Genomic DNA, 11,881 nt, shown 5'->3' on the forward strand with positions numbered 1-11,881 from the left:
CTGTATCTCGGCACGCTGCTGGAGGAGCGCGGCGAGGTGAAGGAGGCCGGCCGCTGGTACCTGAGCGCGGCCAAGGACGGCGAGGCCCGAGCCGCCTGCGCACTGGGCTTCCTGCTGCGCGACGCCGGGGACCCGGACAGTGCCGCGGTGTGGTGGCGGCGCGCCGCCCAGGACGGCGACGGCAACGCCGCCAACGCCCTGGGCGCGCTGCACGCGGACCGCGGCGAGCAGCAGACCGCCGAGCGCTGGTACCGGGCCGCGCTCGACGCGGGCGACGTCAACGGTGCGTTCAACCTGGGCCTGCTCTGCGCGGAGCAGGGCCGTACGGAACAGGCCGAGCAGTGGTATCGCCGTGCGGCCTACGCGGGACACCGTGAGGCGGCGAACGCCCTCGCCGTGCTGCTGCTCCAGCGGGACGACGCGGCGGGCGCGGAGCCGTGGTTCTCCAAGGCGGCCGAGGCGGGCAGCGTCGACGCCGCCTTCAACCTCGGCATCCTGCACGCCGGACGGGACGAGGAGGCACCCGCCCACGAGTGGTACGAGCGTGCCGCGGCCGCCGGTCACCCCGAGGCCGCCCTGCAGGTCGCCATCGCCCTGCTCCGGGACGGCGACGACCGCGGGGCGGAGCGTCATCTGCGCTGCGCGGCCGGTGCGGGCAGCGCGGAGGCGGCCTTCCGGCTCGGCGCGCTGCTCGACCGCGCGGGGGCGGACGGCACCGGTACGGACGAGCCGGACGGGACCGCTGCCTCCGAGGCCGCCGAGTGGTACGAGCGGGCGGCCGGCCAGGGCCACCGCCGGGCCCAGGTCCGGTGCGGGATGCTCGCCGCCGCACGCGGCGACGTCGTGGAGGCGGCGGACTGGTACCGCAGGGCGGCCGACGCGGGCAGCCGCAACGGTGCCTTCAACCTGGGCCTGCTCTACGCCCGCGAGGGCAGTGAGCCGGAGGCGGCGCTGTGGTGGAAGCGGGCGGCCGAGGCCGGCCACGGACGCGCGGCGCTGCGGCTCGCTCTGCTGGCGGCGCGGCGCGGTGAGCTGGCCGAGGCGCAGCAGTGGTGCTCGGACGCGGTGGACAGCGGTCCGCCGGAGGTCGCCGAGCGGGCGGCGCGGTTGCGCGACGCGCTGCGGCAGGAGCTGTCGGCGTAGCGGCCGGCGGGGCCCCGAGCCCCGCCGGCCGCGGCCCGCCGGTCTTGATTTGCGCTGGTCGGGACGGCACGTTAGAGTTGTGAACACAACGGCGCGGGGTGGAGCAGCTCGGTAGCTCGCTGGGCTCATAACCCAGAGGTCGCAGGTTCAAATCCTGTCCCCGCTACTACGGACGAAGGCCCGGATCCTCAGGATCCGGGCCTTCGTCGTGTGCGATGGGCGCGCCGCATGACGTGTACCGCGAGCCGCAGGCCGCGTGCCTGCGGGCGGCCCGGGCCGGCCGGGCCGGTGGCGGCCGATGGCCGTGGGTGGCCGGCGGGCTGTGCCACGCGGGGGATCCTGGGCGGCAGGCTCGACGGGGCCCGGTCGGTGCGGCACGGGCCGAGAGGGCTCGGCAGGGGCAGATGGGCGGTACGCCGGGCTCGGCAGGGGCAGCCGGGCGGGGCGCCAGGGCTCAGTGACCGCAAGGATTCCGTCGGGGGAGCGGCGCAGGCCGACGGCGGTGCACCCCGAGGAAGCCGGGTGGGCCGGCGAGGCTCAGCGAAAGCGAGCAGGCCCGCGGAGCGCAGCAGCGGAAACAGGGCGGGCCTGCGGGGCGCAGCGGCGGAAGCAGGGCGGGCCTGCGGGGCGCAGCAGCGGCAGCAGGGCGGGCCTGCGAAGCCGGAGCAACGGGAGCGGAGCACCCCGCGGGGCTCAGTCCGACGCGCAGGACGGGCAGAGGCCGTGGTAGGTGATCTCGGCGCCGGAGAGCGTGAAGCCGAAGCGCTCGCCCTCGGGAAGGTCCGTGAGCGGATCGCCGACCGGCCGGACGTCCCGGACCAGACCGCACTTGCCGCAGACCAGGTGCTGGTGCGGCCGGTGGGCGTTCGGGTCGTACCGCATCGCCCGGCGGTCCGTGCTGACCTCGATCACCTCGCCCAGCGAGACCAGTTCGCCCAGCGTGTTGTAGACGGTCGCGCGGGAGATCTCCGGGAGCCGGGCCGCGGCGCGGGCGTGCACCTCGTCCGCGGTCAGGTGGACATGGTCGCCGTCGAGAACTTCGGCGACGACCCGCCGCTGGGCGGTCAGCCGCCAGCCGCGTCCTCGAAGTCGTTCCAGCAGGTCACTCATGTCCATCACCTAACAGTTCGGAGAGGTCAGTTTAACAAGCGGGGGTCCGGTTCCCGAACGAGTACGGTCTTATGCATCTTCTTGACTTGGACTGAGTCCAATGTAGGATCGGGACCGGGCAGAAGCCAAGTAGAGGTACGACCAGGAGGCGCACGTGTCTGTGCAGGACCAGGCAGCGAGTTCGGCGGGACCGCTCACGACGGAATCCGGTGCTCCGGTAGCGGACAACCAGAACAGCGAGACGGCCGGCGTCGGCGGCCCGGTGCTGCTCCAGGACCAGCTGCTGATCGAGAAGCTCGCGCACTTCAACCGCGAGCAGATCCCGGAGCGGATCGTCCACGCCCGTGGCGCGGGCGCCTACGGCACCTTCACGGTGACCGCGGACGTGACGAAGTACACCCGGGCGAAGTTCCTCTCGGAGATCGGCAAGGAGACCGAGGTCTTCGCGCGCTTCTCCACCGTCGCCGGCAGCCTCGGTGCCGCGGACGCGGTGCGCGACCCGCGTGGCTTCGCGCTGAAGTTCTACACCGAAGAGGGCAACTACGACCTCGTCGGCAACAACACCCCGGTCTTCTTCATCCGGGACGCGATCAAGTTCCCCGACTTCATCCACACCCAGAAGCGCGACCCGTACACCGGCTCGCAGGAGGCGGACAACGTCTTCGACTTCTGGGGCCTGTCGCCGGAGTCGACCCACCAGGTCACCTGGCTGTTCGGCGACCGCGGTATCCCCGCGTCGTACCGGCACATGGACGGCTTCGGTTCGCACACCTTCCAGTGGACCAACGCCGACGGCGAGGTCTTCTGGGTGAAGTACCACTTCAAGACCGACCAGGGCATCAAGTGCCTGACCCAGGCCGAGGCGGACAAGCTCGCGGGTGAGGACCCGGACAGCCACCAGCGGGACCTGCGCGAGTCGATCGAGCGGGGCGACTTCCCGTCCTGGACCGTGGGCGTCCAGATCATGCCCGCGGCCGAGGCGGCCGACTACCGCTTCAACCCCTTCGACCTGACCAAGGTCTGGCCGCACGCGGACTACCCGGTCCAGGAGATCGGCAAGTTCCAGCTCAACCGGAACCCGCAGAACATCTTCGCCGAGGTCGAGCAGTCGATCTTCTCCCCGGCGCACTTCGTGCCCGGCATCGGCCCGTCCCCGGACAAGATGCTCCAGGGCCGGCTCTTCGGCTACGGCGACGCCCACCGCTACCGCGTCGGCATCAACGCCGACCAGCTCCCGGTGAACCGCCCGCACGCCGTCGAGGCGAACAACTACAACCGCGACGGCTTCATGTACGACGGCCGGCACGGCGCCGCGAAGAACTACGAGCCGAACAGCTTCGGCGGCCCGGCCCAGACGGGCCGTCCGCTGTGGCAGCCGCTGGAGGTCTCGGGCTACACGACCGAGGGCAAGACCCCGCTGCACGCCGAGGACAACGACTTCGTCCAGGCGGGGAACCTCTACCGGCTGATGTCCGAGGACGAGAAGGAGCGTCTGGTGAGCAACCTGGCGGGCGCCATGAGCGGCGTCTCGCGCCAGGACATCCTCGACCGGGCGATCAACAACTTCCGTCAGGCCGACGAGGACTTCGGCAAGCGGCTGGAGGCCGCGGTCCAGGCCCTGCGCGGCTGACCGGGCGCTTGCCGTAGGGAAGGAAGGGGTCGGGCCTGTCCAGGGGCCCGGCCCCTTCCGTCGTCGCCGCGGGGCCGGGCTCCGGGCTCCGGTCAGCTCACCAGCGCCGCCGGCTGCTGCCGGACCGGCGCCCACCGGCGGATGATGTCGCGGACCGACACCACGCCGACCGGCTCTCCCTCGTCGAGGACGACCAGATGCCGGAAGCCGCCGTGGGCCATCGCCTCGGCGGCTTCTTCGAGTGTCCACTCGGGGGTCGCGTAGACGACGTCCGTGGTGGTGTGGGCGTGAGCTGTCTCGAGGTCGGGGTCCTGGCCCGCGCCGAGGGAGACGAGGATGTCGCGCTCGGTGAGGATGCCGAGCCCGCTGGTGTCGGTGTCGAGGACGATGGCGGCGCCGACGCTGCGGGCGGCCATCAGGCGTGCTGCCTGGCGGAGTGTGTGGGCGGGCCCGATGGTGAGGACCACCGTGCTCATGGCGTCTCGGACGAGCATGGGGGTGGAGCCACCTCCTTCGTGAGCCCGGAACGGGCGACCCCGGAGGGCACGGTCCGGGCGAGGGCTCACAAGTGCACAAGCGGGGGAATTCTCATGTTCACATGCCCTCCGAGAGACCGACAAGGGGCCGTCCGGCGCTATTTCAGGCCGGTGGTCGCGGGGGCCGCGCCCGCCGGGGGCCACGCCTGCCGGTGTCGCCGGTCGCCGGGGCCCGCCCGCTGGTCACCGGGGCTGCGCCCGCCGGTCGCCGGGGCTGCGCCCGTTGGCCGGGGCTGCGCCCGCCGGTCGCCGGTGACGGTCCCGCCCTGACGTGCTAACGCTGGTTCAGATAGCTCAGCAGCTCGCTGTGCAGCAGCCCGTTCGAGGCCGCGGCGTTGCCGCCGTCCACGCCCCGCACGCCGTCGAGGCTGGTGAACTCGCCGCCCGCCTCCTGCACGATGATCGCGTTCGCCGCCATGTCCCACAGCGACAGCTCCGGTTCCGCGCACATGTCCACCGACCCCTCGGCGACCATCATGTACGGCCAGAAGTCGCCGTAACCCCGGGTGCGCCAGCAGTCGCGGGTCAGGTCGAGGAAACCGTTCAGCCGCCCCTGCTCCTCCCAGCCGCCCAGCGAGGAGTACGCGAACGAGGCGTCCGAGACCTTGCCGACCCGGGAGACATGGAGCCGGGTCGCCTTCGACAGGCTCCGCCCGGTGTACGCGCCGCCGCCCTTGGCCGCCCACCAGCGCCGGCCCAGCGCCGGCGCCGACACCACGCCGACGACCGGCTGGAAACCGTGCTCGCCCGGCACCATCAGGGAGATGAGGGTGGCCCAGACCGGCACGCCCCGCACGTAGTTCTTGGTGCCGTCGATCGGGTCGATGATCCAGCGCCGGGGGCCGGAGCCCTCGCTGCCGAACTCCTCACCGATCACGGCGTCCCGCGGCCGGGCCCGGCGCAGCGAGGTGCGGATCACGTCCTCAGCCGACTTGTCCGCCTCGGTCACCGGCGTCATGTCCGGTTTGGTGTCGACCTTCAGGTCGAGCGCCTTGAACCGGTCCATGGTCTGGGCGTCGGCCGCGTCGGCGAGTACGTGGGCGAGACGCAGATCATCGTGATAGTCGGGCATGTGCGAACAGTATCCATGCCACTCCTGGCAGACCACACAGCCATGGCCGTGCGGGCTACGGCGATCCTCCGCCGGGGCCAAAGGGTCCTCGCCGGGACCTCCGCGGGCGCCGCGCGGTCCGGCACACGGGAAGCACACACCGGACACGTTTCCCGCACTCGCGGAGATCCGAACGGCACCCCCGGTGGAGGGACCCTTGACAGTGTCTGCCCACGCGTCAATTCTGAGGCGCAAGCGGTATTTCTGAGGCCAACAGCAGTCATGTGCTCCGCACGGCCCGGGAGGCGACGATGCCGACAGCACGTGAATCCCTGCTGGACGCCGCCTACGCGGCACTGGCGAACCGGCCGTGGCCCGGGGTGCGGATGGTGGACGTCGCCGCCGCGGCCCAGGTCTCCCGGCAGACCCTCTACAACGAGTTCGGCAGCAAGGACGGCCTGGCGCGGGCCCTCGTACGCCGTGAGGTGGACCGCTATCTGGCCGGGGTGCGGGCCGTGCTGGCCGGGCCGTCCGCCCCCGCCGCGGCCGGGGCTCCCGGCGACCGGCTCGCCGCGGTGGCCGAGTGGACCGTACGGACGGCCCGTCACAACCCGCTGCTGCGGGCCGTTCTCACCGGCTGCTGGGGGGAGCGGCTGCCACAGCCGCTGCGGGTGACCGGTGGTCCCGTCACCGGCCCGTACATGCCCGCGCAGCGCCGGGCGGACGGCCCGCTGCCGTCACCGGTGGAGCTGCTCGGCCAGGTGCGCGATCTGATGTCGGCGGCGCTGGCGGCGGGCCGGTCCCGTGAGGAGTCGCTGCGGCTGACGGGTTCCTGTGAGATCACGGTGCGGCTGGCCGTGTCGTTCGTCGTGGCGCCTGCGGGCGCGGACGACATCGCCCGGATGGTGCGGGGCGCGCTGCCGGCGGCGATCGCCTGACCTCCCGGGCCTTCGCGGGCCGCCGCGGCGGCCGGGCCGGCGTCAGTCGCCCTCGTGCCGCTCGCGGGAGGCGAGCAGCCGGCGCAGCGAGTAGAGCCGTGCCGGGTCGGCGTGGCCGTCGGCGACCCACTGGTCCAGGGCGCAGTCCGGCTCGTCGTGGCTGCACGCGCGGGGGCAGCCCGCCGTGCCGGGTTCGAGGTCGGGGAAGGCTCCGATGACCCGTGAGGGATCGACGTGGTGCAGGCCGAAGGACCGCACGCCGGGGGTGTCGATGACCCAGCCCTCCGCGCCCGGCAGCGGCAGGGCGAGCGCAGAGGTGGTGGTGTGCCGGCCGCGTCCGGTGACCGCGTTGACGTCGCCGGTGGCCCGGTGGCGGTCCGGCACCAGGGCGTTGACGAGCGTCGTCTTGCCCACCCCGGAATGGCCGACGAAGGCGGTCGTCCGGCCGGTCAGCCGTTCCCGTACCCGGTCGGCCGCCGCGCCGTCGGCCAGCTCGTCGCGGTTGGTCACCACGAACGGCACGCCCAGCGGCTCGTAGGTCTCCAGCAGGGGCGCGGCGGGCGCCAGGTCGGACTTGGTGAGCACCAGCAGCGGGTCCAGGCCCGCGTCGAACGCGGCGACCAGACAGCGGTCGATCAGCCGCGGCCGCGGCTCGGGGTCGGCGAGGGCCGTGACGATCGCCAGCTGATCGGCGTTGGCGACGACCACCCGCTCGTACGGGTCGTCGTCGTCCGCCGTACGCCGCAGCACGGAGGCGCGCTTCTCGACCCGGACGATGCGGGCCAGGGTGTCCTTGGCCCCCGTCAGATCGCCGACGATGGCGACCCGGTCGCCGACGACGACGCCCTTGCGGCCCAGCTCGCGGGCCTTCATCGCGGTCACGGTGCGGCCCTCGACCAGGCAGGTGAGCCGCCCCCGGTCGACGGTGAGGACCATCCCGGGGACGGCGTCCTCGTGCTTGGGCCGGATGCTGGTGCGCGGCCGGCTGCCCTTGCCGGGGCGGACCCGTACGTCTTCCTCGTCGGTGTGCTTGCCGTAGCGGCGCATCGCGGAACCGGCCTCAGGCCCTCGGGGCCGGGGCGGCCGCCCGTTCCGTTCCGAGCATGCCGGTCCACAGCCCGGGGAAGTCCGGGAGCGTCTTGGCGGTCGTCGCGACGTTCTCCACCTCGACCCCGCCGACCGCCAGGCCGATGATCGCGGCGGCCGTCGCGAGCCGGTGGTCGTCGTAGGTGTGGAAGACCCCGCCGTGCAGCGGCCGCGGCCGGATGCGCAGGCCGTCCGCGGTCTCCGTGACGTCGCCGCCGAGACCGTTGATCTCCTTGGTGAGCGCGGCCAGCCGGTCGGTCTCGTGCAGCCGGAGATGGGCGACGCCGCGCAGCACGGACTCGGAGTCGGCCAGTGCGGCGACGGCCGCGATGCCGGGGGTCAGCTCGCCGACGTCGGAGAGGTCGACGTCGATGCCGTGGACGCGGCCGGAGCCGGTGAAGGTGAGCCCGTCCCGGCCGAGTTCGCAGGACCCGCCCATCTCCGTGAAGATCGCGCGCAGCGCGTCACCCGGCTGGGTGGTGTGCTCGGGCCAGTCGGGGATGGTGACCCGTCCGCCGGTGACGAGGGCCGCCGCCAGGAACGGCTGGGCGTTCGACAGGTCCGGCTCCACGACGAGGTCCCGGCCGAGCAGGGCGCTGGGCGCGACCCGCCAGACGTTCCGCTCGCCGCCGGCCTCGGGGGTGTCCACGGCCGCTCCGGCGGCGCGCAGCATGTCGACCGTCATCCGGATGTGCGGCAGCGACGGCAGGGCGGCGCCCGTGTGCCGCAGCTCGACGCCCTGGTTGAAGCGCGGCGCGGACAACAGCAGCGCGCTGACGAACTGCGAGGAGGACGAGGCGTCGATCTCGACCGGGCCGCCGTCCAGGGCGCCGCCGCCGTGGACGGTCAGCGGGAGCGCGCCGCGCCCGTCGTCCTCGATGCGGGCGCCCAGCGCGCGCAGGCCGTTGATCACGCCGTGCAGCGGGCGCTCGTACGAACGCGGGTCGCCGTCGAAGCGGACCGGGCCGTTCGCCAGGGCCGCGACCGGTGGCAGGAAGCGCATCACGGTGCCGGCGTTGCCGACGTCGACGGTCGCGGGACCGTGCAGGCCGGCCGGGATGATCCGCCAGGCCTCGCCGCCGCCGGGGGCGTCACCGGAGTCGGAGGACACCGTCTCCTCGATGCGGACGCCCATGGCCCGCAGCGCCTCGGCCATGAGGAGGGTGTCGCGGGAGCGCAGCGGACGGCGCAGCCAGCCGGGTTCCGCGGCGAGCGCGGCGAGCACGAGGCCGCGGTTCGTGACCGACTTCGAGCCCGGCACGGTGACGGTCGCGTCGACGGGGCCGGACGCGGCCGGGGCGGGCCAGTGGGCGGGGTGGACGGGAGTACCGGTCATAAGGCTCACCTTAATGGCTCCCGGCAGGCCGGATTCCTCATCGAAAGTGGCGAAACGCGGAGGAAACGTGTCAGCGCTGTCGAGGCGTTCTGCCTCACCGCGCGAGCGGCACGGGCTCGCCGCAGCCGGTGAGGGGCAGAGCGGGTGCGGGCGGGCACCGGCGGGGCGTCTGCGGGGCGTCGGCGGACACGGGGCCGGGGCCGGCGGAAGTGTCGGCCGACGCCGGCGGATGCGGGGCTGACGCCTGCGGACGGGAGCGGGCCTCTGCGTCTCTGCGGACCCCTCGGACCTCCACGGACCCATACGGCCCCCTGCGGACGTCAGAGGTCCAGCAGCCAGCGCCCGCCACCGGTCAGCGAGCAGAGCGTGACGGCGTGGAAGAGGAAGAGCCACAGCCCGGCCGGCACATGGGTCAGCCGGGAGAGCTGGTCCGCGTCGGAGTCCGGGGCCCGGCCGCCGCGCCGCTTGCCCTGCAGTTCGAACACCGGGCGGACGCCGCCGAGCAGCAGGAACCACACCACACCGTATGCGAAGGCCGCCTGCACCTCGGGCCCGGTCAGCCAGGAGACCAGGAAGAAGAGCGCCCCGGTGACGACGACGGTGACCGCGCCGTACGCGTTGCGGATCATCACCAGCATCGCGGCCAGCAGCGCGATCGACCCCCACAGCAGCAGGGTGATGTGCCCAGCGGAGAGCAGCCAGGCACCGCCGAGGCCGAGCAGGGAGGGCGCGGTGTAGCCCGCGGCGGCGGTGAGGATCATGCCGACGCCGGTGGGCTTGCCGCGGGAGACGGTCAGTCCGGAGGTGTCGGAGTGCAGCCGGATGCCGTCCAGCCGGCGGCCGGTGAGGAGGGCCACGAGTCCGTGGCCGCCCTCGTGCGCGATGGTCACGGCGTTCCGGCTGAGCCGCCACACGCCCCGCGGCAGGACGACGGCCAGCGCGACGGCGGCGGTTGCGGCGACCAGCCAGACGGAGGGGTCCGGCTGGACACCGGTGACGCGCTCCCACAGGTCTCCGGGGCTGGTTATGTCCATGGGGGGCAGGGCTCCTTGCGGCGTTGTCGGCGGGTCGTGGCAGTCTTGCAGCTATGTGCGGTCGATACGCAGCCAGCCGGAATCCGGCAGACCTGGTGGGCCTCTTCGACGTGGCCAAGTGGGACCCCACGGAGGCGCTCGCCCCGGACTGGAATGTCGCTCCCACGAAAAACGTCTACGCGGTTCTTGAACGGCCCGACAAGGAGTCCGGTTCCCCGGATCCGGTGCGCCAGCTGCGTGCGCTGCGCTGGGGGCTGGTGCCCTCGTGGTCGAAGACCCCGGAGGGCGGCGCGAAGATGATCAACGCCCGTGCGGAGACCGTCCACGAGAAGCCTTCTTACCGCCGGGCCTTCACCTCCCGGCGCTGTCTGATTCCCGCCGACGGCTATTACGAGTGGGTGACCGGCTCCGCCGAGCGGCAGCTGGAGGAGAAGAAGGGGAAGAAGCGGCCCCGCAAGCAGCCGTATTTCGTGACCCCGGCCGACGGTTCCGTGATGGCGATGGCCGGGCTCTTCGAGTTCTGGCGGGACAGGACGCTGCCGGACGAGCACCCGCAGGCATGGTGGGTGACCTGCTCGGTGATAACGACCGAGGCGGAGACGGAGCCGCTGGCGAACGCGGGCGGCGAGGGCCCGCGGGCGCTCGCGGACATCCACCCCCGGATGCCGCTCGCGCTGCCCCGGGACCGCTGGGACGCCTGGCTCGATCCGCGTGCCACCGATCCGGACGAGCTGCGTCAGCTCCTCGCGCCGCCCCCGGCGGGCACCATGCGCGCCTATCCGGTCTCCACGGAGGTCAGCAACGTCCGCAACAACGGCCCCGAACTGCTGAAGGAGCTGGAGGCCCCGGAGGAGAGCACCCTCTTCTGACTTCGGTCCTCTGGCCCTCCGGTCCTCTGGCCCTCCGGTCCTCTGGCCCTCCGGGACTCCAGACCTCTGACTCCTGGCCCCGGGACCCCGGTGCCCGGACCTCTGGCTACTGAGGTCCGACCGCCCGCCCGAGCAGCTTCTCCCGGCGCCGCCCCGGCCGCCCCGGCAGTGCCGGTACCTGCTCCGCCGTGCCGGCACCCGTCCGCGGTCCGGCTCCCGCCGGCCATCCCGGGTCCCGGCTCCCGGTGCCGGGTCCCCGGCCCCCGCCCCGGCGGCCCGGCGAGCCGGGGCCGTCCGGAAACGGGAAACGGCCGAGCGCCCGCAGCCGGGTGCCCGCGGCCGGGTGCCCCGCCGTCGGGGCGGCCGCGGACGGCCGGGGCGTGCCCGCGGACGGCCGGAGCCGTCCGCGAACGGCCGTGGGTGTCGGGAAACCGCCGTGCTCGGGCCGGCGGGCAGGATGGGCCCCATGAGCGACACCGAGACCCTCAGCACGCCCGCGGGCGAGGCCCGCGTCACCTGGCACCGCGCACCGCGTCCCCGGCTGGTCCTCGCTCTGGGCCACGGCGCGGGCGGCGGCATCGAGGCCCGGGACCTCCGGGCGCTGGCCGCCGAGCTGCCCGGACACGGGTTCACCGTCGCGCTGGTGGAACAGCCCTGGCGGGTGGCCGGCCGGAAACTGGCCCCGGCGCCGAAGACCCTCGACAGTGCCTGGACCGCGCTCCGGCCCGCGCTGCGGAAGCCCGGGCTGCCCCTCGTCGCGGGCGGCAGGAGCGCCGGGGCGCGCGTCGCCTGCCGTACGGCGCGCGAGCTGGAGGCGGACGCCGTGCTGGCCCTGGCCTTCCCGCTGCACCCGCCGGGCAAGCCGGAGAAGTCCCGCGCGGGGGAGCTGACCGGGGCGGGAGTGCCGGTGCTGGTGGTGCAGGGCGGGCGTGACCCGTTCGGCCGCCCGGAGGAGTTTCCGCCCGGCACCGACCTGGCCGAGGTGCCGTACGCCGACCACGGTTTCGCGGTGCCCAAGCGGGCCGGTGTCACCCAGCAGGAGGCGCTCGACGTGCTCACCGGAGCGGTCTCCGGGCGGCTGCCGGGGCTGCTCGGCTGACTCCCCGCCCCGCCCCGCGCCGCCTTGTCCCGGCCCGCCAGGCCAGCCT

11 protein-coding genes and 1 tRNA gene are annotated in these 11,881 nt (G+C 73.7%); 6 read left to right on the forward strand and 6 right to left on the reverse strand.

Annotation, left to right across the window (positions count from 1 at the left end; translation table 11 throughout):
* On the forward strand, positions 1-1,143 hold a 1,143-nt coding region (locus tag GCU69_RS13255; protein ID WP_156206165.1), incomplete at its 5' end, for a tetratricopeptide repeat protein.
* 92 nt (positions 1,144-1,235) lie between these two features.
* A tRNA-Met gene (locus tag GCU69_RS13260) sits at positions 1,236-1,309 on the forward strand.
* Between the two features lie 527 nt (positions 1,310-1,836).
* Here the strand turns inward: GCU69_RS13260 and GCU69_RS13265 are convergent.
* Positions 1,837-2,253 (reverse strand): Fur family transcriptional regulator, encoded by a 417-nt coding sequence (locus GCU69_RS13265; protein WP_098749987.1) that lies wholly within the window; start codon positions 2,251-2,253, stop codon positions 1,837-1,839.
* A gap of 154 nt (positions 2,254-2,407) precedes the next feature.
* Between GCU69_RS13265 and GCU69_RS13270 the strand changes: the two genes are divergently transcribed.
* The gene (locus tag GCU69_RS13270) at positions 2,408-3,883 is read left to right on the forward strand and encodes a catalase (RefSeq protein WP_156206166.1); all 1,476 of its coding nucleotides are present in this window, start codon (positions 2,408-2,410) and stop codon (positions 3,881-3,883) included.
* Positions 3,884-3,975: 92 nt separating this feature from the next.
* Here GCU69_RS13270 and GCU69_RS13275 read toward each other — a convergent pair whose 3' ends face one another.
* On the reverse strand, positions 3,976-4,377 hold the full coding sequence (locus tag GCU69_RS13275; protein ID WP_098749981.1) for a CBS domain-containing protein: 402 nt from the start codon (positions 4,375-4,377) through the stop codon (positions 3,976-3,978).
* A 316-nt stretch (positions 4,378-4,693) separates the two neighbouring features.
* Positions 4,694-5,491: a histidinol-phosphatase gene (gene hisN / locus GCU69_RS13280; protein WP_098749982.1), complete on the reverse strand. Its 798-nt coding sequence runs from the start codon at positions 5,489-5,491 to the stop codon at positions 4,694-4,696.
* 290 nt (positions 5,492-5,781) lie between these two features.
* On the opposite strand from hisN, the gene GCU69_RS13285 reads away from it, so the two are divergent.
* A complete protein-coding gene (locus GCU69_RS13285; RefSeq protein WP_098749988.1) occupies positions 5,782-6,408 on the forward strand; it encodes a TetR/AcrR family transcriptional regulator in 627 nt (208 codons plus the stop codon).
* Positions 6,409-6,450: 42 nt separating this feature from the next.
* Here the strand turns inward: GCU69_RS13285 and rsgA are convergent, their stop codons facing one another.
* From rsgA to GCU69_RS13300, 3 genes are all read right to left on the reverse strand, one after another.
* On the reverse strand, positions 6,451-7,455 hold the full coding sequence (gene rsgA, locus GCU69_RS13290; protein ID WP_098749983.1) for a ribosome small subunit-dependent GTPase A: 1,005 nt from the start codon (positions 7,453-7,455) through the stop codon (positions 6,451-6,453).
* A 13-nt stretch (positions 7,456-7,468) separates the two neighbouring features.
* A complete protein-coding gene (gene aroA, locus GCU69_RS13295) occupies positions 7,469-8,830 on the reverse strand; it encodes a 3-phosphoshikimate 1-carboxyvinyltransferase (protein ID WP_098749984.1) in 1,362 nt (453 codons plus the stop codon).
* Positions 8,831-9,150: 320 nt separating this feature from the next.
* Positions 9,151-9,864 (reverse strand): M50 family metallopeptidase, encoded by a 714-nt coding sequence (locus tag GCU69_RS13300; protein WP_098749989.1) that lies wholly within the window; start codon positions 9,862-9,864, stop codon positions 9,151-9,153.
* Positions 9,865-9,917: 53 nt separating this feature from the next.
* On the opposite strand from GCU69_RS13300, the gene GCU69_RS13305 reads away from it, so the two are divergent.
* The gene (locus GCU69_RS13305; protein ID WP_098749990.1) at positions 9,918-10,733 is read left to right on the forward strand and encodes an SOS response-associated peptidase; all 816 of its coding nucleotides are present in this window, start codon (positions 9,918-9,920) and stop codon (positions 10,731-10,733) included.
* A 466-nt stretch (positions 10,734-11,199) separates the two neighbouring features.
* Entirely contained in the window at positions 11,200-11,832 is a 633-nt protein-coding gene (locus tag GCU69_RS13310; RefSeq protein ID WP_098749991.1) for an alpha/beta hydrolase family protein, read from the forward strand.
* Positions 11,833-11,881: the final 49 nt, after the last annotated feature.

The organism is Streptomyces lycii, assembly GCF_009735685.1.
Classification (GTDB): Bacteria; Actinomycetota; Actinomycetes; order Streptomycetales; family Streptomycetaceae; genus Streptomyces; species Streptomyces lycii.